Here is a 21,547-nt window from a genome sequence, read left to right as displayed (position 1 = left end):
AGTCACCACCGAGGCTGCATTTGTTGGCCGCCGGAGGTGGACGGAGCGGCAGAGCCGAAAAATGCGTCCCGGCGAGCCTGAGCGAGATCCTTTTCAGCCTGCTCGGACTGATACCAGGTGCCCATCATGGTCATCTGCTGAGAGACGAGGCCGCGGAGCTTTTGCATCTGCTCGACCTGTTGGGTCGCGATCTGATGTCCGACCTGCAACGCCTTCATCTGGCCGTCGGCGGACTCCGATTGAGAGCGAAGTTGCGCCATGGTGGATTCTTCGGTCGCGAACTGCTCGGCCGTGAGGCCAGCCGCCGCCAGTGTTCCACCGATGGTGTCGCGATTGGTGTCCGACCAGGATTGATAGGCGGACGAAAAATCCTGCCCGTTCGGTAGACCGTTCTGGAAATCGGCATAGCTGTCGAATCGTTGCTTGAGCACATCGTCGAGGTTTCCCATCGAGAAGGCCATGCCCTGCCCCTGCTGCACGATGCCTTGCAGGTTGGCGAGGTCCTGTTGAGCCTGCCCCCACACGTGATCGGGAAGCTGCATGGTGTTCTGCAGCATGTTCTCGTAGATGCGAATCTGGTTTGCGATCTGCTCCACCTGGTTGGAGATCTGCGTCACCTGATTGGCGATCTGCTCGGCGTTCTGCCCGCCAAGCGCAATCAGTTCCCCATTGTTGAGGATCTGCGTGAACTCGGTCGCGCCGGTGAGTGCCCCGCTGGCTTGGGCCGGCGCGGCAAGGCTGACAGCGATCAGGACGCTCGCGAGCGAACTACGCAAGAAGTGCTTCGGCATTTTCGATACCTCTTTGCTTGAGCCAGTGGACGGGCCATTCGTCGCCGTGATGGACTCGCAGCTCATCAATGCGCTTGATGTCGTCCTTTCCGGATGCGCCGACGAAAGACAGGGTGATCGGCCCGAGGGCCATGTCGAACAGACGCCGGCCGTCAGGCGAGGCGACGTAATATTCGCGCTTGGGTAGAGCGGTCGCGACGATCTCGATTTGCCGCTCGTTGAAGCCGATGCGCTCATAGAACTCGCGCGTGCCGCTTTCGCGCGCCGCGCCGTTCGGCAGGCAAATCTTGGTCGGGCAGCTTTCCTTGAGCACGTCGATGATGCCGGACTTTTCCGCGTCGGAAATCGACTGCGTTGCCAGAACGACGGCGCAATTTGCCTTGCGCAGCACCTTCAGCCATTCGCGGATCTTCTCGCGGAAGGCTGGATGGCCGAGCATCAGCCAGGCCTCATCGAGGATGATGAGGCTGGGGGCGCCGGTCAGGCGCTTTTCGATGCGACGGAACAGGTAGAGCAGGACCGGCACGAGATTGCGATCGCCAAGGTTCATCAACTCTTCGATCTCGAATGTCTGGAAATCCGAGAGGGTCAGGCCATCCTCCTCGGCATCGAGCAGGTGGCCCATTGGACCATCGACGGTGTAATGGCGTAGCGCGTCCTTGATCTCCCGCATCTGCACGCCCGACACGAAATCGGAAAGCGACCGGCGCGATGTTGCGGCCATGAGCTCGATCTGCCTGGCGATAGCATTGCGATGGTCGGGCGTTACCTTCACGCCCTGCAGCTCGATAAGTGTTTCGAGCCATCCGGCCGCCCAGGCCTTGTCGCCATCATCCTCCAGTTGGCGAAGCGGGCAGAAGGTCAACGCCTCCCCTGCCCCGACATCGTAATGATCGCCGCCAACAGCCACCGTCAGCGGGTACATCGACTTGCCCTTGTCGAAGGCGAAGAGCTGCGCTCGGCTGTAACGGCGGAACTGTGCCGCGATCAGCGCCAGAAGCGTCGACTTGCCCGATCCGGTCGGACCAAAGATCAGGGTATGACCCACGTCGCCCGAATGGAGGTTCAGACGGAACGGCGATGATCCGCTTGCGACCTGCATCAGCGGCGGTGAGCCTTCGGGATAGAACGGGCACGGCGCAACCGGTGAGCCCGACCAGACCGAGTTGAGCGGCACAAGATCGGCAAGGTTGCGGGTATTGATCAGCGGTTCGCGGATGTTGGCGTACCAGTTGCCGGGCAGGCTCCCTAGAAAAGCCTCGGTGGCATTCAGCGTTTCGATGCGCGCGGCAAAGCCTTCGGCCTGGACCAGCCGGCGCACGCCTTCGGTCTTTTCTCGAAGACGTGCCTCGTCGTCATCGAACATGACGATGACCGGCGTATAGTAGCCGTAGGCGACGAGCTGTGAATTGGCCTCGGCAATGGCGTCCTCGGTCTCCGCCACCATTAGCGCTGCGTCCTGGTCGATCGCGCCGCTGTTTGTCTGGAACAGCTGGTCCATGAACGGCCGCACCTTTTGCAACCACTTCTTGCGGGTGCGCTCAAGCCTTTGGCGAGCCTCGATCGGATCGAGAAAAACGAAGCGGCTCGACCAGCGATAGGTGAGCGGCATCAGATCCAGCGAGTTGAGAATGCCTGGCCAGCTCTCGGCCGGAAACCCGTCCATTGCCACGACCGCCAGATAGCGGTTGTCGACGAGCGGCGAGAGACCGTGGTGGAATTCGGCCGTGACGACGAAATCGAGATACATCGGAATGTCGGGCAGACGGACCGGATGGTTTTCGCCGACGATGCAGAAGCGGGCGAACTGCAGCAGGTCGTCAAATTTGGCGATACGGGTTCCGCCGCGTTCCTCGATCTCGTGCGTCACCATACGGCGGATCGAAACGACGTTTCCCATATATTGCTCGAATTCGCGGATCGAACGCCGGAAGTGATCGAGCGCGCGATCGGCAAAGGTGGTCGCGCGGGACTCATCGTCGGAATAGACATATTTGACGAGGCCGGACTTGCGTTTCTCCGGTTCGCGATAGGTCAGGATGATGGCGTGCTGGCTCTCGTAGTGTCCGTCAGCGGCCTCGAAGCGCTTGCGCCGTTCCTCATCGATCACCGCGCTCACCTTGTCGGGGAAGTGGCAGTTGTCCCGTGCGGGATAGGCCGTCGCCGGCACACGCACGGCCTCGACCTGGATCATCCAGCCCGATCCGAGGCGGGCGAGAATCGAATTGATCTGGCGGCTGACCTCATTGCGCTCGAAATCGGTCGAGCTTTCGCTGTCCGGACCGGCGAAATACCAGCCGGCCATCAGGCTCCCGTCCTTGAGCAAGAGGGTGCCGTTGTCGATCAGGGCCGCATAGGGCAGCAGGTCGGAGAAGGACGGGCCGGAATGACGAAATCGCTTGAGTGCAACCATAAGTCAGAACGTCCGCCAAGGCGTAGAGGTCGGCCGGTAGTAGGGGCGGTATTTGATGTGGCGCAGGTAGACGCGGCGCATCAGTGGATCGGCTTTCGCCATCATGCGCAGTAGCCCGACAACCACGATCCAGATGACCGTGCCGAGCAGCGCCGATACGGTTGTCAGGATGACGAAGACGAGAATGACCGCGGCGAGCCCGGTCAGAAGCACGAGCTCACGGTCAGCCCCAAAGAGCAGCGTCGGACGCGAAAGGGCACGGTGTATCCGCGCCGTCGCCAGCCGGCTTTCCCTCTCAGCCATGCGGGGCAACCACCGGCCCTTGTTCGTGCGCCTCGAGCGGCACGCCGATGGATGAGCCGCTGGACCCGAAGAGACCGACGATCTGAGTTGCGCCGAGCAGGATGCCGGCGACGAGCACGATGTAGCAAAGCCGGCGGGCGAAATCGTTCAACTCGCCGCCGAAGATCAACATGCCGCCCGCAATGGCGACGGCTGCGAGCGCGATAGCGCCGGCGACCGGGCCAGTGATGGATTCCTGGATCTGCTCCAACGGCCCTTCCCAGGGCAGGCCCCCTCCCCCGCTGGCGAGCGCCGGTTCGATCATGACGAGCGATGCGGCCGCGAGGCCGACCATGAGCGTGAAAGCCTTCTTAGACGACATGAAGATTTCTTCCCTGGATGGATTCGGGTTTCGACGCGCCGACCGGCGTGGTGAGGTATCGCCCGTCGCGAAAGCCTTCGACCCTCAGGATTTCGCGAACGGTTCGCCCGCCGGGCGCGCGTTCGATCGAGACGATCAGGTCGACCGCCTCCCCGATGACTTCCGGCATCGGCTGGGAGCTGACTTCGGCGACGAGCTGTTCAAGGCGGGTAAGAGCGGCGGCGGCCGAGTTCGAGTGAACCGTCGCGATGCCGCCCGGATGGCCAGTGTTCCACGCCTTCAAGAGCGTGAGGGCCGCGCCGTCGCGGACTTCGCCCACGATGATGCGGTCCGGACGCAGCCGCATTGTCGACTTCAATAGACGGCCCATATCGACCGTGTCTGTGGTGTGCAGGATCACATGGTTTTCCGCCGCGCACTGGATCTCGGCAGTGTCCTCCAGGATCACCAGCCGGTGTTCCGGCGTGGTCTCGACCAGCTCCGCCAGGATCGCGTTGGTGAGTGTGGTCTTGCCTGTTCCGGTGCCTCCCGACACGACGATGTTGAGCCGGTCCACGATCGAATCGCGGATCACATCCACCTGCTCGGGCGTCATGATGCCATCGGCGACATACCGATCGAGGCGGATCAGCATCGAGGCGCGCTTGCGGATCGTGAACATCGGCGCGGGCGCGGCCGGTGGCAAAATCCCCTCAAAGCGATGTCCGCCAAGGGGCAATTCCCCGGAAATAATAGGTCGGTCCTGGTCGACTTCGGTCTTGAGGGCGTGGGCGACTTTGCCGATGACCGTCTCGGCGTCATGGGAGGCCATTCGCCCCGCCGCCGCTATCCCCTGCCCTACCCGCTCGATGAATAGATTGCCGTCGGGGTTGAGCATGACCTCCACAACGTCGGGGTCATGGAGGGCGGTGGTGACCGTGGCGCCAAGTGCGTCCTGCAGACCGAGGATCAGCCGTCGTTTCGACTCGCTCATAAACCGCCCCCTGCCCGGCTGCTGGTTAGGCCGCGGCTTCAACAGCGGCCGGGAAGAGGGGGACGTAGCTCGACGGCCGCACCAACTCGAGACTGGCTTCGTCGGCAGGTAAGAGACCCGCGACAGCAATGGTATTGCCAACAGGATGTGGAGATCCTAGCCGCTCCAGCGGCCATTTCGCCCGGTTGAGGATGCGCTCGAACCGAACGTCGGTAACAGTGACGATCCGGTCGAACCCATTGGCCATCGACCATTCGATGATGCCGGCGAACAAGGTGTGTGTGGCGTCGCGCAGTCCGCTCGCCGAGACGATGTCGCTGCGTTCGGTGTCGATGCAAAAGCGCGAACTCTCGACCACGCTGCTCGATCGGGGTATGCGAGCTGCGCCAGCCAGAAGCGGAAATGTTTGACCGAGCATTGTCGGCCCGGTGGAAGGAAGCAGCCGGGCGCAACCGATCACCTGTCCATCGTTGCCGACGAGCACAAGATAAGTCGGATCGAGCCGGTCGTACTCGTCCGTTTCCTGGTTGTGCTCTACGTGGACTTCCCAGTCCAACCTGTGTTTGAAGACCCTGGCACGGAGTTCATGCATATGCCTGAGCAGACGTTGCTCACTACTTGTAGCCCTCGTACGGCAAATGGCGACGACGCGCATGACCCCAATCCTTAACCCATTGAATTGCGGTCTCTTGAATCCCGTGCGGCGGCGCACCGCCAGCTGTGAAAAGTCACAGGGGATGGAGAGTCGTCGCCGTGATAGACAGGGGGGAGTGCCGAGGGGCCGTTGCCGCATTTATGGCTGAATTGCGATGCAACTCGAAATTGCGACTACTCGATTTGAGGACGAAATCACCCGGAGAGGACACTTGCCGAGCAAAGCCTTCGACCAGTTGCGAGATGCACTAGAAACGGCCCAGGGGATGGCGCCGGTCAAAGCCGCGGTGAAGGAGTTCGCCGGCGAATTGGGATTTGACTGGTTCGCCTATCTCTCGGTTTGTGGGCCGGAGATCGACACGTTTTCGACATACCCGCGCGCATGGCAAGGCCACTATATCAACAAGAAATACGCGAGCATCGATCCCGTCGTGCAGGAAGCCCGCCGTTCTGAACGCTGCTTTGCGTGGTCCGAACGCGATCTTGCACGAGCATTGTCGCCGGACCAGGTCCGCTTCCTTGGAGAAGCCGGGGATCATGGCATCGCATCGGGGATATCAGTGCCCGTGTCGGCCGGATTCGGCAGGACAGTATTATTCACGCTCGCGTCCTCGAACCGGTGTGACAATTGCCTGGTAAAATGCCCCTTCCTTGCCGCTTCGATTGCAGCGCACGTGGATGTCTATGCGCGTCGCTGGATGCTCGAGCCGATGCCTGCTGTCACCGTCAAGCTAAGCCCCAGAGAGAGTCTCTGTCTGAGCTGGATGGCAAAAGGCAAGCGCATGTCCGAAATCGCGCAAATCGTCGGGACCAAGGTTCGGACGGTCGAGTATCACCTGCAGAATGCTCGGCGGAAGCTCGATGCCACCAACGTCACCCACGCCGTCGCGCTTGCAGTACGTCAACAGTTGATCTGATCTTGTTCGCCCGCGTGAAGGCCGTTCCGCCTCTACCTCGTGTAAGTTGTGGTTGGCGACGGCAAGAGAGTTGTCCGCGATGGCGCCTACGGCCCCTACCCTATCCGGCCGGCCGTTTGAGGCATGTTCGGGTTCGCGTCTTGATCGGCCGCCGATATCGGCAAGGGAGATCGGCAACTAATATCGGCAATTGTGCTGACTTGTTGTCTCTAATGCCTTACACTGCAATCCATTGAGGCACGATAGAGATCGGCAAAGAATGCTTGAAACCCCTGGCCGGATCGAGCCGCTGTTTTTTGACGACGCAGTGCCGACCGTCCTGGCCGATCTTGCAATCGAGCTGCAGAAGGCCGCCGATGAACTCGGCCGAGGCTTGCATCCGGAGTCCGCTGACGAATTGGCCGATCTCGTACGAGTCATGAATTCGTACTATTCGAATTTAATCGAAGGCCACAACACCCGACCTCGAGATATCGAGAGCGCACTGGCTGGCGCCGAGATAGATCCCGAACGTCGTCCCCTCGCCTTGGAGGCGAAGGCCCATGTTGAAGTTCAGAGGATGATTGACGGCCTCGGGTTGCGCGGCGAGCTGCCGAGCCCGACTTCGATCGATTTCATTCGGTGGGTTCATCGCGCCTTCTACGACGAGATGCCCGAGGAATTCCGGTTCATCGACAAACCTGATGGTGCTAAGGCCGAGATTGTTCCCGGCGAGTTCCGGATGTCCGCCGAACATGATGTGGCTGTCGGCCGCCATCAGCCGCCATCTTCTGACAGGGTGGTGGCTTTCATGGAGTATTTCCAGAAGCGGTTTGCCATGGCCGAAAAGCAGGCCAGCCTGCGGATCATCGCGATTGCGTCAGCTCATCACCGCCTCAATTACATCCATCCGTTTCCAGACGGTAACGGCCGCGTCAGTCGCCTGATGTCTCACGCCATGGCGCTCAAGGCCGGTATTGGAGGCAATGGCCTGTGGTCGATATCTCGTGGTCTCGCTCGTGGCTTGAAAGATCGTGGCGAATACAAGCGCATGATGGATCACGCCGACAGCCCCAGAAAAGGTGATCGTGATGGCCGGGGAAATCTTTCCGAATCAGCGCTCAAGGATTTCGTCGAATGGTTCCTTACGGTCGCGCTGGACCAAGTACGGTTCTCGACTGCAATGTTCGACCTCGGACGGCTCGATGCTCGCTACCGCGCCCTAATAAAAGATGTCGTCGACGACAAACGAGCACCTGATCTGGTGGCGGCCGTATTGCGGCACGGCAGGTTGCCCCGTGGCGAGGCCAATTTCGTGCTGAAAACATCCGAGCGCACGGCCCGGAACACGCTGTCGGATCTCGTCGAGCGCGGGTTTCTGAAATCCGACACTCCGAAGGCACCGGTACGCATTGCCTTCCCCCTCGATTTCAGGGAACGGCTGTTTCCGAATCTCTTCACCGACGCCGAAGTCAATGTCCCGGAACCGCCTTCACCGTCTTTCAAGTGAGTGGAATTTAAGGGCGACAACTTGCCAGAACTGCTCCGGCAGCCCCGCCAAATGTGGACGCCGTATAGCCGGCTAAGGGTCAGATGTTCTCGGGTGAAAGTGAGTCGCCGCAATGGAGCGGCAGTCGCGCCGACTCACCCAGTTTGACGCAATGCACGACTGTGAAACTTCTCAGGGTTCTGCATAGATCAAACCAGCGGCACGTGGCATTGAATGTTCTCTCGGAGTCATCAATCGCGGAGCAAGTAAGCGAGTGAAAACGCAGCAGAAAACGTGCTCGCCGACGCCGCGAACCCAGACTGTTAGGCTCCGCTGAGCGATCTTATTGGAGTGGACCTGGGCGCGTCGTTAAGGTTTCGTTAACCCAAAATCGCTTGCCAGAGAAAGGGAATCGCTCATACTGGCGCCAGATTGGCCGAAAGGTCGAATATGGCGCTATTTTCTCATTTGGGGGACGAAGCGGAGATGGCATTTCTCCCAAGTTTTGAGTTTGACGACAAGATCCTTGCCCAAGGGGCCGAGATCTCGCGCAAGCTCGACCAATTGCGCGTCGAGAAGTTTCCGACCGAGGGCCAGAAGACCCTTCGGCGGTTCTCCATGGCCGAAGTTGCCCACTATCTTGGGATCAGTCCGAACAATCTGAAGCGCCTCCATCTTGAAAAGAAAGGTCCTGAGCCTTTCGTCGGTGCCGGCGGGCGGCGCTTTTACGCGGCCGAGCAGATGACCGAGCTTCGGGACTATCTCGATAAGCACGGGCGATCGGATTCCAAGAAGTATGTGCCCTACCGCAAACCTGGCGAGAAGCTGCAGGTCATTGCGGTCGTCAACTTCAAGGGTGGATCGGGAAAGACCACCACCACGGCGCACCTCGCGCAGCATCTGGCGCTCACCGGTCACAGGGTCCTGACGGTGGATCTCGATCCGCAGGCTTCGCTTTCAGCCCTCCATGGCTTCCAGCCGGAGCTCGACAAGAACCCCTCGCTCTACGACGCGATCCGGTACGACAACCCCGCCCCGGCCGAAGATGTCATCCGCAAGACGAACTTCCCCTTGCTCGATATCATCCCGGCGAACCTGGAGCTGCAGGAATATGAGTACGAGACGCCGCTTGCCATGCAGTCTCCGTCTCAGGAAGGAAAGCGGTTCTTCACGAGGGTCGCCCGGGCATTGGATTCGGTCAGTGAGCGCTACGACGTCGTGGTCGTCGATTGCCCTCCGCAGCTTGGCTATCTGACGCTGTCGGCACTGTCGGCCGCCACCTCGGTTCTGATCACCGTCCACCCGCAGATGCTGGACCTGATGTCCATGAGTCAGTTTCTGCTGATGCTGGGCAATATCATGAAGTCCATCAAGAGTGCTGGCGCGAAGGTCCAGCTGGACTGGCTGCGCTATCTCATCACCCGATACGAGCCCACGGACATTCCCCAGGCGCAGATGGTCGGCTTCATGCAGTCGATGCTTGCCGAGGAAATCCTGAAAAGCCCGATGCTCAAATCCACGGCGATTTCTGACGCCGGCCTCACCAAGCAGACGCTCTATGAGGTCGAGCGATCGAACTTCAATCGCGATACCTATGATCGGGCGATCGACAGCATGGATGCCGTGAACTTCGAGATTCAGGGACTGATCCACCAGGCATGGGGGCGGTTATGATGTTGACTGCCGTCAAAACCGCCAAAAAAGCCCACGGTTTCAAGCGCATAAACCGCATAAGGGGGTGCTAGTCAAATGGCGCGGAAAAATCCCTTTGCCAGCATCATGGACAACGGCGACGCTCCCGCCGAGCGCCCAGTTGCACGAGACTACACCTTCAAGGGGGCATCACGATCGCTCATAAGCTCGATCGACGAAATGGCGGCCCAGGCAGGCAAGCTGCTCGAGGGTGAGACGATAATCGAGGTTGACCCCGACCTGGTAGACCAATCTTTCGCCAACGACCGGCTCAACGTCGATCAGGAAGATTACGAGGCCGACTACGCTCAGGTGTTGGAGTCGATCCGCAGTTCCGGCCAGAACTCCCCGGCGCTCCTTCGCCCTCACCCGCAGCGACCCGGCCGCTACATGCTGGTCTTCGGTCGCCTCCGCTGGCGCGCCGCAAAAGAGCTTGGTCTCAAGCTTCGCGCTGTCATCAAGGATATCTCCGAGCGCGATCATGTGATCGCCCAGGGACAGGAAAACAACGCGCGAGCGAACACGTCCTTCATCGAGAAAGCACTGTTTGCCGCCGACATCGTTCAGCGGAAATTCGACGAGGACAACGCCACAGCCCTCGCCGCAATCGGTGTCGATCGGCCGACGCTTTCAAAGATGCTCTCTGTCGCCTCGATGCCTAAGGATCTGCTCGAAGCGATCGGCCGCGCGAAGGCTGTCGGTCGTGATCGCTGGTATGAGCTCAAGCTCCTCCTCGACAAGCCGGGCAATGTCGACACTGCCTTGGCTCTGGCATCGAGTTCCGATTTTCATGGGATGCCAAGCGAAGCGCGGTTCGATGCGATCGTCGCGAAGCTGAAGGCATCCAAGCCGCGCCGCCGTGCCGCGCAGGCGCCGTCCAAACGCAGCTGGGCGCCGTCTGATGGGCGTGTCGCCGCGGAGATGGTGGCCAGTGGCAAGAAATTCACCATCGCCCTCAAGGCGAAGGGGACCGACGCAGCAGCGTTCGGTGACTACCTCTCGGAAAATCTCAGCGAGTTGTATGAGGCTTTCCGTCGGGAAAAACGAGCAACCACGAACGGAGATTGAGCGCAAAAGAAAAAGGCCCCCGAAACGGCAATTCCGGAAGACCTTCTCTTTAAGTTTGGCGACTGAGAGAATCCCACTTCCGCGAATCATAGTCAAGACCATTCAGGTCGGTTTGAGCGCCGATTCGGCGAGCAGGTTTCTTTTGCCTAGCGATAGGTGAAGGACAATGCAGACGCATACCCCAACGACGCCCTTTGGGCGGCGAACGATGTCGCTTGGCATGATGGCAAGCCAGGCTGTGGCAAAGTCGGTGCCGGACGGTGCGCTGGTGCAGAAATGGAAAGCGTTCCAGACGATCCGGGAAGCACGCGAGTTGATCGGCGCCACGGACCGCGCTCTCGCCATTCTCAATGCCCTGCTCTCGTTCCACCCGGAAACGGAGCTCAAAGGCGACGGTGAACTGATCGTCTGGCCGTCGAACGAGCAGCTCATGGCCCGTGCGAATGGAATGCCGGCGACGACGCTGCGGCGCCACCTGGCCGTCCTGGTCGACTGTGGGCTGATCATTCGCCGCGATAGTCCGAACGGCAAGCGCTTCGCCCGCAAGGGCAGGGGAGGGCAGGTCGAACAGGCATACGGGTTCGATCTTTCCCCGATCGTTGCTCGGGCCGAGGAATTCCAGGAGCTGGCGGACACCGTACGGGCCGAAAAGAACGCTTTTCGGATCGCCAAGGAGCGTCTCACGCTCCTGCGCCGCGATATCGTCAAGCTCATCGAGACCGGCATCGAGGAGAACGTTCCAGGCAATTGGGGCAGGGTCCACCAGACTTATCAGGCCATCGTCGGGCGCTTGCCGCGCTCAGCGCCGAGGCAACTCGTCGAGGATATCTGCTGCGATCTCCACGGCCTCTACACGGAGATCCTCGATGTCTTGGAATCATTTGCAAAAACGCAGAATCCGGACGCCAATGAGTCCCATTCTGGTCGCCACATACAGAATTCAAACCCAGACTCCATATCTGAATCTGAAGAGGGCTCTGGAAAAGAAGATGAAGCGAGCGGCAGCGCCGCGGAAACCGACAACGTACGGAGCTTGCCGAAGCGCGAATTGCCTTTGGGCATTGTGCTGGATGCCTGCCCGAACCTGCGAGAATTGACCCAGGGCGGCGAAATCCGGCACTGGCGGGACTTTCTGGCCGCGGCGGAACTGGCGCGGCCGATGCTGGCGATCAGTCCCAGCGCGTGGCGAGACGCCTGCGAGGTCATGGGCGAACAGCATGCGGCGATCACACTCGCAGCGATCTACCAGCGATCAGACCAGATCAACAGCGCTGGCGGGTATCTACGCAGCCTGACCGACAAGGCAAGGGATGGCAAATTCTCGACCTGGCCGATGATCATGGCGCTGCTGCGCGCCAAGCTGGACGCGGACAAATCGGCGGTGAAGGCTGGCCACGAACCGCCAAGCGGCGGTGAGGAAGGGCGGCTTGCGGTCTCGGAAGCCCTTCTGCGGTCGCTGAACAAGCCCAGATCGTGATGACTGTTCGATTTGAATTTCGCGGGTGGCAAGTCGGTCAGTCTCTGTCGTCGTCGATCAAACCGTCAAAGGATTCGAGTAGTGCATCGATGATCGCCTGGCCGAGGGCGTTTGCAGCTTCGCCCAACCGGGCATCGTCTCCGCATCGCGCCGCGGAAGCGAGATCCGAACCCTGGTCGGTCAGGATCGACTTGGTTCGCTCGATGGCCCATTGCGCGAAATCGTCTCGGCTGTTGACGGTCATGGCTTCCACTGCTGCGCGCTCCGGAGTTTGCGGACCGTTTGGGATATTCTGGCTACGATCGAGGCCCGCGAATTGTACTTCGTACGGCCCACAAAATCAGTCCTCGGTTGCGTGTTCAGGCCGCCTCAAGCAAGCCGCTGCGCTTTGCCCTGTCGATGAGGTTCTTGACGGACGATGGTGCCCATTTCGTACCGCCACGGGGCGTGCGCTCATGAAGGCGCTCGAGCTGGTTGGCTATTTCGCGCAAGGTCAGCTCCGGATTGGAGGAATGGATGCCCGCCACGAGGGTCATCAGACGATCCTCAGCTGGCCGAGGCGGCGACTTCCTCAGAAGCGACTTGTCGGCCATTCCCTCGCTGACAATCCATTTCACCGCGCGCCGTAAACGCTCAGGAGTCCAATCGAGACCACGTTGCCTGAGAACGCGGGAGATATCGTCCCATGTGTGGTCGGGTCGCATGCGCCGCACAATGGGAAGCCACTGGTTCGCGGATGACTGGAGACGCGCTCCATAGGCTGCCTTTTGCGCGGCCGTCATCTTAGCCAGCGCGTCCGGCCGACGTTCGCGGACCCCTGGATTGCCCGGCATCCGGCCTTTTGCCCTGGCGGCTTTGATGCCTGCCTTGGTCCGCTCGGAGTTGAGAGCCCGCTCCAGCTGGGCCACGGCGCCAAGAACCTGCAGGGAAAACATGCCTTGCGGCGTCGTGGTGTCGATCGGGTCGCTGAGCGACCGGAAATGCGCACCTTTTGCCGTCAGGTCCTCGATGACATCGAGCAGATGGCTTACCGAGCGCGCCAGGCGGTCGAGCCGAACGACGACAAGCGTGTCGCCGGCGTCGATCTCGCGGACAATCTTGGCAAGGGCAGGGCGGGCTCGTGAGGCCCCCGAGCCGTGCTCCCGGACGATTGTCTCACATCCGGCCGACCGCAACTCCATCTCCTGGGCTTCTGTAGCCTGCTCGTCTGTCGAGACGCGCGCATAGCCGATTTGCCGGCCCTGTGGTCGACGGGAGGAGTGGTTGTGCGGTGTTTTGGCCATTTGGAGCGCCCGAGAACCGTATCGGAGACGAAATTACAAACGTAGAAGATACGGATAACCGATCGTTTGTAAACGTCTCTTGAACACCTCTCAGGGACTCGGCCGGGCGTGGAATCCCCGCAAATCGGCGTTTCTCGTCGATCTTAGCCACGCTCGAGGAGCAATCTGTTCAATCCGGAAGCTGCTGACGTTCCTATAGTACGCGCGCGTGGAAAATGTACCGCTATGACGGAAGCGATGGCTATGATAGCTTCCGCATGGTGAACAAAGTGACGTTATTACAATGTGTTATGAAATCGGAGATTTGCCCTTCCAAACCCTCCTGCCGGCGATCGGGGGGGCGGAGGATCAGCTCGCACGCCTCGACGAAGCGGTGCGACGCAGCCCTGTGGGGAAGGGCTTTGTCGAAAGGGGTCATTTCTTCGATGCGGCCGCAAGCATGTGGATTTCGGGTGAGCTTGTGCACGTCGAGGATCTCGTCCTTCATGATGCCCACATGGACGTGCGGGCGCCGACGCATGAGCTTATCATATCGCATGCGATACTGCGCTCCCGCCGACGGATCGCGGATGCCGATCCCGCCTGGGCTGTCAGCGGCTCGGGCCTTTTAGCGCTTTCGGGCCTGAGAAGCGCGCCAGATGGGGCAGCCGAGTTTGAGCAAGGCCCGGTTGATGATGGCGGTGGGAACGACTCTCTAAGAGGAGAGGAGGCATTGTCCGCGGAATTCGCCGCGATCGATGCGGTTCTCGAACGTTCCCGGCGCATTCTGGAAGGGGCTCCCGCCGTTCATACCGAGAGGCCCCAAAGTGTCATCGTGGGAGATCTGGTCGTCCGCGATGCTGAATGGGATGAGCGCGGCAGGATCGAGCAATGGCATGCGGTCGGTCGTGAGGTCGAAGACATGCCACCGACGCTCGCGGCCGCAGTTCTTTGGGAGGCGTGGGAAACCCTGGAACCACTCCAGAACAAGCACTGGCTCGGCCCTTTGGTGGTCGGCGCCTGGCTCCGATCCCGGCGCAAGGTGGCCTCACATCTGTTTTGCATCAATGTCGGGCTGAAGACGATCCCACGCGAACGCCGACGGTCGCGGAGCAAGACGACGCGTCTACTGGCGGCTCTCGACGCCATGTCGGCCGCCGGCGACGCCGGCATGAAGGAGATCTCTCGGCTTGCCCAGGCGCGGGAGCAAATGCAGCGCCGGCTGCGGTCCAGGCGTTCGTCGAGCAGTCTGCCAGGTGTGATTGATCTGATCCTGTCGCGGCCGATCGTGTCTGCGACGATGATCGCCAAGGAGGTGAATGTAACGCCGCGCGGCGCGCTTAACCTCATTACTGAGCTTGGCGTGCGGGAGATGACGGGCAGGGGACGGTATCGCGCATGGGGAATTCTCTGAAAACGCGCGCCAACGGACTCACTGAACCATGGCACCTGCAGCGAGCAGTTGGTTGACGGCGGCGCTAGCGTATCTATATAATCCCTAAGACAACCAGCGAGGTTATCATGGTTCGCACTGCGCCAAACCCGAGCAGCACTCGTTCTGATTCCCTGCAGGCGGCCTTTCTTCGGCGCGCAACATCAGCGCTTGAGCGCATGGCGGCCACCGCGTCGCCGAAGACACTGTCCGACGCTTTGGCTGCGCCAACCGATGCGGGTTCGCTTGCATGGCTCCTCAGCCGGTCCGAGGTTGTCGGTCCATCCGTCATCGAGCTCGACCCGCTGGTCCCTGCCTTGGCGAGGAACGTCGAACACCGCAAGCGCCTGATTGAGCGCGCTGGCGGCACCTTGTCGGCTGAGGATTCGGGCCGACTTCTCGGCATCTCGCGTCAAGCTGTCGACAAGCGCCGGCGAGCCGGAGCGTTGCTTGCTGTTCGCGAGGGGAGCGGCTGGCGCTATCCCGCCTGTCAATTCGAAGAGACGGACGTCGTCGCCGGTATCGCGGATGTCATTCGAGCCTACGCTTCGGCCGGGCCATGGGTGGCGCTCGATTTCCTGCTCGCGTCCGACTCGGCGCTTGGAGGGCGATCGGCCCTTGAAGCGCTGAAGTCCGGTGACCGGGGTGCGGTTCTTCGCCTCCTGCGCAGTGAGGCGCAGGACGGGTTTGCATGACGCCGGGGAAGCGGGCCGCGCCCCGCGGTCCCTCCGGTCTGGCGCCTCCTCCACCCGTATGGCTCGCTGAAATATCGCTGCCAATCGACCAGATTCAGGCCGGACAGGTGTTGCACCGTGTCCACCGTTCGTCGCTCGACCCGATCTACTTTGGCCCAGGCCCCAACGTGCCGCCGACGAACCGCTTTGACAGTGCCAGCGGACGCTTCGGCGTCCTTTATGCCGGCCTTACCCTTCGCGGCGCCCTAGCCGAAACGCTCGTGCGCAATCCGCAACGTCTCATGGTGGCCATGACCGATATCGTTGGGCGCTCCGTATCCGGGCTTGTCTCTGACAGACCTTTGCGGATTGTGCGCCTGTATGGATCGGGACTGCAGACGGTCGGGACGGACAACTCGATTTCAACGGGCCCCTATCAGCCTTGCGGCCTTTGGTCGGACGCCCTTTGGGATCACCCAGACCGTCCGGATGGATTAGCCTACCAGTCGCGCCATGACTCCAGCGAGACCTGTTTCGCGATCTTTGAAAGAGCCGATGTCCGCCTTAAAGCTCAGGAAACCCACTCTTTGTCGAGCATGCTTGGAGACGTGGCCGCAGTGCTCGACAGCTATGGCAAATCCGTCTCCCCACCCCTCGAATAACTCGATGCACAGGCGGGCACGATGGCGACCTTCCTCGTGTCGACATGGCGCTTTCCGACAGACCAAGCAGACCCCAAAGACCTAAGGCATGGCGCTCGACCATTACATCTCCCAAGTTCATCTCAAGAACTTCTATGCTCCGGCCCTGGGCAAGCGGATGTATGCGATCCGCAAGGCGGATCTGCTGGAATACCAGTGCAATTCCGCGAGCCAGTGCCGCATCGAGGACGGAAACACGAACGTCTATCTCGAGGACGAGCGCGCCGTTGAAGATTTCCTCAAGACAATCGAGGGACGCTACAACAGCTCGGTCAAGTCTTTGCGGCGGGGTAAGCCGGATGGCGCAGCCATCTACACGATTGCAGGCTTCGTGGCCTATGTCATGTCGTGCTCGCCTGCCGCCATGCGGATCAACTCCACTCCGGTGCGCGGCTCCGTCGAAATACTGGCCGCCATGGTCGAGCGGCGGGGCGACTTGCAGGAGCCTCCGCCAGAAATGGGAGAAGGCACACTGGTGGACATGATCGAAGACGGCCGCGTCATCGTCGATATCGACCCAAAGTACCCCCAAGCGGTTGGCATCGCTTCCATCATTGACCGTGTAGCTCGCCTCGGCAACTTCAAGTGGGACATCCTGGTCAACGAGCATGCCGATTGCCCCTTCTTCACGAGCGATTATCCGGTTGCCAATGAACAGGCCGGGGATCCCCGCATCCTCAACCGGGTTGTCCCTCTCACTCCTGACCTGGCTATCCGCATCCGACCGAATTTCGACACCAAAGGGGACAGTCTTGATTTCCCGGATTTCGGCCATCGCGTGATGCAGCTGGCAAGGCATGAAGTAGTTGCCATAAACCGGGAGCTTGTGAGGTCGGCCGAGACTGTCGTTTACACCTCACTCATGGCGCCTTGGGTTCAATCCTTTGTGGCAAAGAACAGGGAATTTCGGGTGGAGACCTGGAATATCACCGTGGAGCATGGTGACGGCATTTTGCAGCTCAGTCAGCAAGGTACCCGCAAAAAAAATTGACTGAGGGCGCTGCCCTTCGCGTCGGTCAGAGTGTCCAGGCCCTTCCGCCCTTCGGCTACAGGTCTGCCGCCAACCTCTCGATGATCCCCGGTCTCTCCGACTCGCAAGGGTGGGTGACAGAAAGCGGACTCAGAGAGGATCGCATCATGGCACGGCATCGCCGAAGTTACCCGATGTCTTCTGTGGATGGCTCCCGCATTGCAAGGGGTGATTTGACGTTTCTGGCGGGTGGTCGGGTGCAGTCTTCTGTCCGGCCTGTCATGCGGTCGGAGTTATGACCGCTGGCCCTGATGGTATCCGCGAACTGGGTCCCACTCTGCTTTGCGGGCAATGACGCCCACGACATAGCACGGGTTGTCCCGGCTCCCGGTCTAACCGGTTCGCCATCACATCGCGTCGCCCTCGCAAACTCCTGAAGCGCTCTTCCTGGGTTTTGGTTTACGCGACAGCTATTCGCGGCGACCGATAGGTGCCCCCTTTGGTCATGATTGCCCAGACGACGCGCGCAGTCCGATTGGCCGCAGCGACTGTTACGACGCGCGCGGATCGGCGCTCGAGCATCGCCACTATCCGCGGATCGACCGAATCCGGTTTGCTTCTCGCCCGCCTTACGAGCGAGGTCATACCGACCACCAGCAGCCTACGCAGATAGCGATCGCCCATGCGCGAGATCTTGCCCAATCGCTCCTTGCCGCCGCTGCAGTTGGCAAGCGGCGTCAGGCCCAAAGAAGCGGCAAACTGTCGGCCCGAGCGGAAGCGTTCCGGTTCGACCACCGAGGCCGCCAGCGCGGTGGCCGAGATGACGCCGATGCCAGGGATTGTTGCGAGCCGTTGCGACAGCTCGCTTGAGCGATGCAAGGCAAGAAGCTCCTTCTCAAGCGCTGTCAGGCGAAGCTGAAGATCACCGATCTGATGCGCCAGCCCAGCGACAATGCGCTGCGCCAGGGGCGGCACTTCTGGCGCCTCGCCGGCGACAAGCCGCTCGGCTAACGCAAGCGCACGGTGCAGCCCGCGCGCCATTTCGATACCGAACTCGGCGAGCAGGCCGCGGATCATGTTGACCAACTGCGTACGCTGCCTGACCAGCAGATCGCGCGTCCGGTGCAGCGCCAGCGCCGCCTGCTGCTCTGCCGACTTCACCGGCACGAACCGCATCGTCGGCCGTGTCACCGCCTCGCAGATCGCCTCGGCGTCAGCTGCGTCGGTCTTGCCGCGCTTCACATACGGTTTGACGTAGGCCGGTGGCATCAGCCGTACCACATGGCCCAGCGTCACCAGCTCGCGCGCCCAATAATGCGATGTCCCGCAGGCTTCCATGCCGATCAGACAAGGCGGCAGTTTGGCGAAGAAGTGCAGGACCTGCCGACGTCGCAACGCCTTGCGGATGACGACATTGCCCGTCGCATCAACAGCGTGGACCTGAAAGACGTTCTTGGCCAAATCCAGGCCGATCGTGCTAATCTCCATGGCGGATGGCTCCCTTGGCTCGTGGTTGCTTTGACAGCTTCCACACTTTGGCACTCAGATGCCGGGAGCGGGAGCCATCCACATCATCTGCTTTCTGCGAAATCCGTCTGAGATCTGCCAGACCGCTCCTAGCCCCCTTATCAAACCGCAAGAAAAAATTTTTCTGGAAGCGGGTTTAGATAGGCGCCGCGCGAGGATGGCAGCTTTCCCATGGCCATAGACAACAAGCTGCGAACCCGCGACTTGGCATATTGATGGAGACCGGCGCGTTGGCAGCGGGCCCGAGGACAATATCCGGTCAATCCGATTCGAGATCCCGCGTTGCACGGCTTGGGATGGGGCGATTGGTGGAGAACCCTTTCGGTGGCGAGATGTGTCTGCGTCGAGAGAGTTTCGCATGACCGCATGATCGCTAAACTTTTAACGCTTCCCTAACCGCGGGCGATGCATTATGTGTTCCCTTTATGTTCCAAGGCGCTCGCATGGCCGGCACGACAGCGATCGAATGGACGGACGCGACGTGGAACCCGGTCACGGGCTGCACGAAGATCAGCGCGGGCTGCGATAACTGCTACGCCGAGCGGTTCTCGGAGCGCTTCCGCGGCACGCCTGGACACCCGTTCGAGCGCGGCTTCGACCTCATGCTGCGTCCGGAACGGCTGGAGCAGCCGCTCGCATGGAAGTCGCCGAAGATGATATTCGTGAACTCCATGAGCGACCTCTTCCACAAGCAGGTCCCGTTCTCCTTCGTCGACCGCGTCTTCGATACCATGGAGAAGGCGGACTGGCACACGTTCCAGATCCTGACCAAGCGCAGCTCGCGTATGCGGGACTATGTGAACAGGCGCCACGCGGACGACGCGGCCCCTTCGCACATCTGGCTCGGAACGTCCGTCGAGGACGGCAGCAGGAAGTCGCGCATACGGCACATGCAGCAGATGAACGCTTCGATCCGGTTCCTCTCCGTCGAACCGCTCATCGGCCCCATGGGACGCATGGACCTCGGCAGGATTGATTGGGTGATCGTCGGGGGGGAGAGCGGACCTCGAGCGAGACCGATGCATCCGGACTGGGTGAGGGAGGTCCGCGATCAGTGCAACGAGGCGGGCGTCGCGTTCTTCTTCAAGCAATGGGGAGGGGTCCGGCCGAAAAGCGGCGGCCGGACGCTGGACGGGAAGGAATGGAGCCAGTTACCTTGCGTCAGTCCGACTCGGGGGGAGTTTCGGTCGCCGCGGAGTAGGGCAGGAGACAGATGAAACCCGAGTACGCTGGCCGCGAGCAGACGTTCGCCAAGCACTTTATCCTCGAGAAGTACCTGCAGTCCCTCGCGTTCAAGCTCCTCCTCGGAGGATACCCGACGCTGACCTATGTCGATGGCTTCTCCGGCCCTTGGGAAGCGAAGACCGACGATTATTCGGACACCTCCTTCATGATCGCGATCCGGGTGCTGAAGGACGCCCAGCAGCAGCTCCGCGCACAGGGCAAGCGGAAGCGCATCCGTTGCTTCTTCGTCGAGGAGAAGGCAGGCGCCTACGCCGAGCTGCGCGCGGCGGTCATGCAGCATCACGATCCCGCCAACGACTTCTACGTGCACACCTTCCACGGCAGGCTCGAGGACGCCGTCGACGAGATCATGAAGGTCGTCGGAACGTCCTTCGCCCTGACCTTCATCGACCCGACCGGCTGGACGGGATACGAGTTCGATAAGATCGCCAGGATCATGCAGCACCAGCCGGGTGAGGTGCTGCTGAACTACATGTTCGACTTCATCAACCGCTTCACGGCGTGGGATGACCCGAAGATCACGGCCTCGTTCGACGGCATCCTCGGCAAGGACTGGCGCAGCCGCCTCGATTGCACGCTACGCCGGCACGAGGCCGTGCAGGCCCTTTTCGCCGAGGCGTTCCGGAAGGCAGGCATGTTCAGCCACGTCCTGTCCACGCCGATCGCGAAGCTGTCGGATCGCCAGCATTTCTCCATCGTCTACGGCACGCGCAGCGGCGAAGGTCTCGCCACCTACCGGGAGGTCGAGTTCTCGGCCATGAGGGCGCACGGCATGCACAGGCACGAGGCGAAGCAGGCGCTGAGGGAGGCCGCGACCGGCACCTTGGATATGTTCGCAATGGCGGGGTTCCAGTCGCCGCTTCCGATAGAGGCGCAGGTGAAGGGCTACCGGACGGAGGCCCGGGAATGGCTGCTCGACCAGTTGCGGACCGAGGGCAGGGCCTTCCCATTCTCGGCTGTGTGGCAGGCCATGATCGAGACCTTCATGCTCCGGAGGACGGATGCCAGGCAGGTGTGTGCCGAACTGGCGAAGGAGGGACTCATAGCGAACACATGGCGCGTTAACGGATCAAGGAAGAGCACCCCCGGCGATGACGACCCTATCGGGCTGACGCCACCGCCCATTTCGCCTGGATCTGATTCAGCCGCCGTCCCAGGTTGATCGAATCCTCTCGCGCAGCCGATGCAACGTGGCTGCGCGCCCGCCCATCAGTCCGCATCGGGAGATTTCGGTCGAATATCGGACTGACCGCTGCTTACGCAGATAGATGCGCTCGGCAAGACTCGGGTGCATGCAGCCGGAGTGGGGTCAAGCGTGTTTGGGCGCAAAATACAAAGGGGATAGCGTCATGAACATTGGCAGCCCTGTAATTCTCGGATGGGAGACTTTGAGCGAAGACGAAGCCGTCGAAGCCGCAATTGACGAATTCGGCAGAGATCCGACGACATCGGTCGCATATTGTGCATTTGCCGCATTAGGTGCACGCGATTCCGCCGAATATCGCTTCTGGTTCGATCTCTTCATGAAACTTGAAAAAGCCTCACATGTCGGGTGGGCGTAGACAGGGCTTTTCTTCCCGGCTATGCGGCATTGTCATCGATCGGACGGCAACCGCATT

Annotated in this window: 21 protein-coding genes; 12 read left to right on the top strand and 9 right to left on the bottom strand. The window is 60.9% G+C overall.

The features are described from left to right. Nucleotides 1-2 precede the first annotated feature (2 nt). The 6 genes from trbJ to traI are packed head-to-tail and all read right to left on the bottom strand — an operon-like array spanning nucleotide 3 to nucleotide 5,496. Complete coding sequence (trbJ, locus tag VE25_RS19185; RefSeq protein WP_046110278.1) at nucleotides 3-791, bottom strand: P-type conjugative transfer protein TrbJ; 789 nt, start codon at nucleotides 789-791, stop codon at nucleotides 3-5. Further along, on the bottom strand, nucleotides 769-3,204 hold the full coding sequence (locus tag VE25_RS19180; protein WP_046110277.1) for a conjugal transfer protein TrbE: 2,436 nt from the start codon (nucleotides 3,202-3,204) through the stop codon (nucleotides 769-771). The genes trbJ and VE25_RS19180 overlap by 23 nt, the downstream gene beginning before the upstream one ends. A gap of 3 nt (nucleotides 3,205-3,207) precedes the next feature. After that, a complete protein-coding gene (locus tag VE25_RS19175) occupies nucleotides 3,208-3,507 on the bottom strand; it encodes a conjugal transfer protein TrbD (protein WP_046110276.1) in 300 nt (99 codons plus the stop codon). After that, nucleotides 3,500-3,868 (bottom strand): TrbC/VirB2 family protein, encoded by a 369-nt coding sequence (locus VE25_RS19170; protein ID WP_046110275.1) that lies wholly within the window; start codon nucleotides 3,866-3,868, stop codon nucleotides 3,500-3,502. Before VE25_RS19170 ends, VE25_RS19175 begins: the two co-directional genes overlap by 8 nt. Further along, the gene (trbB, locus tag VE25_RS19165) at nucleotides 3,858-4,841 is read right to left on the bottom strand and encodes a P-type conjugative transfer ATPase TrbB (protein WP_046110274.1); all 984 of its coding nucleotides are present in this window, start codon (nucleotides 4,839-4,841) and stop codon (nucleotides 3,858-3,860) included. Before trbB ends, VE25_RS19170 begins: the two co-directional genes overlap by 11 nt. Before the next feature lie 25 nt (nucleotides 4,842-4,866). Then, nucleotides 4,867-5,496: an acyl-homoserine-lactone synthase gene (gene traI, locus VE25_RS19160; protein ID WP_046110273.1), complete on the bottom strand. Its 630-nt coding sequence runs from the start codon at nucleotides 5,494-5,496 to the stop codon at nucleotides 4,867-4,869. A 211-nt stretch (nucleotides 5,497-5,707) separates the two neighbouring features. Here traI and VE25_RS19155 point away from each other — a divergent pair, with 211 nt between their 5' ends. From VE25_RS19155 to repC, 5 genes are all read left to right on the top strand, one after another. Beyond that, complete coding sequence (locus tag VE25_RS19155) at nucleotides 5,708-6,412, top strand: autoinducer binding domain-containing protein (RefSeq protein WP_160300006.1); 705 nt, start codon at nucleotides 5,708-5,710, stop codon at nucleotides 6,410-6,412. A gap of 259 nt (nucleotides 6,413-6,671) precedes the next feature. Then, a complete protein-coding gene (locus tag VE25_RS19150) occupies nucleotides 6,672-7,901 on the top strand; it encodes a Fic family protein (RefSeq protein ID WP_046110272.1) in 1,230 nt (409 codons plus the stop codon). A 429-nt stretch (nucleotides 7,902-8,330) separates the two neighbouring features. Continuing rightward, complete coding sequence (gene repA, locus VE25_RS19145) at nucleotides 8,331-9,554, top strand: plasmid partitioning protein RepA (protein ID WP_046110271.1); 1,224 nt, start codon at nucleotides 8,331-8,333, stop codon at nucleotides 9,552-9,554. Between the two features lie 75 nt (nucleotides 9,555-9,629). Further along, nucleotides 9,630-10,640 carry a plasmid partitioning protein RepB gene (repB, locus tag VE25_RS19140; protein WP_046110270.1) on the top strand — a complete coding sequence of 337 codons (1,011 nt, stop codon included), beginning with the start codon at nucleotides 9,630-9,632 and terminating at the stop codon, nucleotides 10,638-10,640. 166 nt (nucleotides 10,641-10,806) lie between these two features. Further along, nucleotides 10,807-12,117, top strand: coding sequence for a plasmid replication protein RepC (gene repC / locus VE25_RS19135; RefSeq protein WP_046110269.1), 1,311 nt, complete (start codon nucleotides 10,807-10,809; stop codon nucleotides 12,115-12,117). 37 nt (nucleotides 12,118-12,154) lie between these two features. Here the strand turns inward: repC and VE25_RS19130 are convergent, their stop codons facing one another. After that, nucleotides 12,155-12,361, bottom strand: coding sequence for a hypothetical protein (locus VE25_RS19130; RefSeq protein ID WP_439328917.1), 207 nt, complete (start codon nucleotides 12,359-12,361; stop codon nucleotides 12,155-12,157). A gap of 115 nt (nucleotides 12,362-12,476) precedes the next feature. After that, nucleotides 12,477-13,400: a recombinase family protein gene (locus VE25_RS19125; RefSeq protein WP_046110267.1), complete on the bottom strand. Its 924-nt coding sequence runs from the start codon at nucleotides 13,398-13,400 to the stop codon at nucleotides 12,477-12,479. A gap of 283 nt (nucleotides 13,401-13,683) precedes the next feature. Here VE25_RS19125 and VE25_RS19120 point away from each other — a divergent pair, with 283 nt between their 5' ends. The 4 genes from VE25_RS19120 to VE25_RS19105 all read left to right on the top strand — a co-directional run bounded on the left by VE25_RS19120 (nucleotide 13,684) and on the right by VE25_RS19105 (nucleotide 17,177). Then, a complete protein-coding gene (locus VE25_RS19120) occupies nucleotides 13,684-14,793 on the top strand; it encodes an RHE_PE00001 family protein (protein ID WP_046110266.1) in 1,110 nt (369 codons plus the stop codon). A 107-nt stretch (nucleotides 14,794-14,900) separates the two neighbouring features. Continuing rightward, entirely contained in the window at nucleotides 14,901-15,506 is a 606-nt protein-coding gene (locus VE25_RS19115; RefSeq protein ID WP_046110265.1) for a helix-turn-helix domain-containing protein, read from the top strand. Next, nucleotides 15,503-16,147 carry an RES family NAD+ phosphorylase gene (locus VE25_RS19110; RefSeq protein ID WP_046110264.1) on the top strand — a complete coding sequence of 215 codons (645 nt, stop codon included), beginning with the start codon at nucleotides 15,503-15,505 and terminating at the stop codon, nucleotides 16,145-16,147. The genes VE25_RS19115 and VE25_RS19110 overlap by 4 nt, the downstream gene beginning before the upstream one ends. Before the next feature lie 88 nt (nucleotides 16,148-16,235). Then, on the top strand, nucleotides 16,236-17,177 hold the full coding sequence (locus tag VE25_RS19105; RefSeq protein WP_046110263.1) for a DUF4238 domain-containing protein: 942 nt from the start codon (nucleotides 16,236-16,238) through the stop codon (nucleotides 17,175-17,177). A 438-nt stretch (nucleotides 17,178-17,615) separates the two neighbouring features. Here VE25_RS19105 and VE25_RS19100 read toward each other — a convergent pair whose 3' ends face one another. Next, complete coding sequence (locus VE25_RS19100; RefSeq protein ID WP_046110262.1) at nucleotides 17,616-18,644, bottom strand: IS110 family RNA-guided transposase; 1,029 nt, start codon at nucleotides 18,642-18,644, stop codon at nucleotides 17,616-17,618. Nucleotides 18,645-19,126: 482 nt separating this feature from the next. Between VE25_RS19100 and VE25_RS19095 the strand changes: the two genes are divergently transcribed. The 3 genes from VE25_RS19095 to VE25_RS22515 all read left to right on the top strand — a co-directional run bounded on the left by VE25_RS19095 (nucleotide 19,127) and on the right by VE25_RS22515 (nucleotide 21,490). Next, nucleotides 19,127-19,900, top strand: a complete 774-nt coding sequence (locus tag VE25_RS19095; RefSeq protein WP_046110261.1) for a DUF5131 family protein — start codon at nucleotides 19,127-19,129, stop codon at nucleotides 19,898-19,900. After that, complete coding sequence (tcmP, locus tag VE25_RS19090; protein ID WP_046110260.1) at nucleotides 19,897-21,090, top strand: three-Cys-motif partner protein TcmP; 1,194 nt, start codon at nucleotides 19,897-19,899, stop codon at nucleotides 21,088-21,090. Before VE25_RS19095 ends, tcmP begins: the two co-directional genes overlap by 4 nt. 187 nt (nucleotides 21,091-21,277) lie before the next feature. Beyond that, nucleotides 21,278-21,490 carry a Y4oE-related protein gene (locus tag VE25_RS22515; protein WP_083989061.1) on the top strand — a complete coding sequence of 71 codons (213 nt, stop codon included), beginning with the start codon at nucleotides 21,278-21,280 and terminating at the stop codon, nucleotides 21,488-21,490. The last annotated feature ends 57 nt before the right edge of the window (nucleotides 21,491-21,547 follow it).

The organism is Devosia geojensis (assembly GCF_000969415.1).
GTDB classification, from domain to species: Bacteria; Pseudomonadota; Alphaproteobacteria; order Rhizobiales; family Devosiaceae; genus Devosia; species Devosia geojensis.
Note: the sequence above shows the minus strand (reverse complement) of the source record. Positions and strands in the feature narration are given on the sequence as shown.

Bases quoted from the DNA above. Each gene is read 5' to 3' on its own strand.
- VE25_RS19095 (WP_046110261.1), top strand. From the start codon at position 19,127: ATGGCCGGCACGACAGCGATCGAATGGACGGACGCGACGTGGAACCCG.
- trbJ (WP_046110278.1), bottom strand. From the start codon at position 791: ATGCCGAAGCACTTCTTGCGTAGTTCGCTCGCGAGCGTCCTGATCGCT.
- tcmP (WP_046110260.1), top strand. From the start codon at position 19,897: ATGAAACCCGAGTACGCTGGCCGCGAGCAGACGTTCGCCAAGCACTTT.
- VE25_RS19120 (WP_046110266.1), top strand. From the start codon at position 13,684: ATGTGTTATGAAATCGGAGATTTGCCCTTCCAAACCCTCCTGCCGGCG.
- VE25_RS19170 (WP_046110275.1), bottom strand. From the start codon at position 3,868: ATGTCGTCTAAGAAGGCTTTCACGCTCATGGTCGGCCTCGCGGCCGCA.
- VE25_RS19175 (WP_046110276.1), bottom strand. From the start codon at position 3,507: ATGGCTGAGAGGGAAAGCCGGCTGGCGACGGCGCGGATACACCGTGCC.
- repC (WP_046110269.1), top strand. From the start codon at position 10,807: ATGCAGACGCATACCCCAACGACGCCCTTTGGGCGGCGAACGATGTCG.
- VE25_RS19110 (WP_046110264.1), top strand. From the start codon at position 15,503: ATGACGCCGGGGAAGCGGGCCGCGCCCCGCGGTCCCTCCGGTCTGGCG.
- VE25_RS19180 (WP_046110277.1), bottom strand. From the start codon at position 3,204: ATGGTTGCACTCAAGCGATTTCGTCATTCCGGCCCGTCCTTCTCCGAC.
- VE25_RS19125 (WP_046110267.1), bottom strand. From the start codon at position 13,400: ATGGCCAAAACACCGCACAACCACTCCTCCCGTCGACCACAGGGCCGG.
- repA (WP_046110271.1), top strand. From the start codon at position 8,331: ATGGCGCTATTTTCTCATTTGGGGGACGAAGCGGAGATGGCATTTCTC.
- trbB (WP_046110274.1), bottom strand. From the start codon at position 4,841: ATGAGCGAGTCGAAACGACGGCTGATCCTCGGTCTGCAGGACGCACTT.
- VE25_RS19115 (WP_046110265.1), top strand. From the start codon at position 14,901: ATGGTTCGCACTGCGCCAAACCCGAGCAGCACTCGTTCTGATTCCCTG.
- VE25_RS19105 (WP_046110263.1), top strand. From the start codon at position 16,236: ATGGCGCTCGACCATTACATCTCCCAAGTTCATCTCAAGAACTTCTAT.
- VE25_RS19130 (WP_439328917.1), bottom strand. From the start codon at position 12,361: ATGACCGTCAACAGCCGAGACGATTTCGCGCAATGGGCCATCGAGCGA.
- VE25_RS22515 (WP_083989061.1), top strand. From the start codon at position 21,278: ATGAACATTGGCAGCCCTGTAATTCTCGGATGGGAGACTTTGAGCGAA.
- VE25_RS19100 (WP_046110262.1), bottom strand. From the start codon at position 18,644: ATGGAGATTAGCACGATCGGCCTGGATTTGGCCAAGAACGTCTTTCAG.
- VE25_RS19150 (WP_046110272.1), top strand. From the start codon at position 6,672: ATGCTTGAAACCCCTGGCCGGATCGAGCCGCTGTTTTTTGACGACGCA.
- repB (WP_046110270.1), top strand. From the start codon at position 9,630: ATGGCGCGGAAAAATCCCTTTGCCAGCATCATGGACAACGGCGACGCT.
- traI (WP_046110273.1), bottom strand. From the start codon at position 5,496: ATGCGCGTCGTCGCCATTTGCCGTACGAGGGCTACAAGTAGTGAGCAA.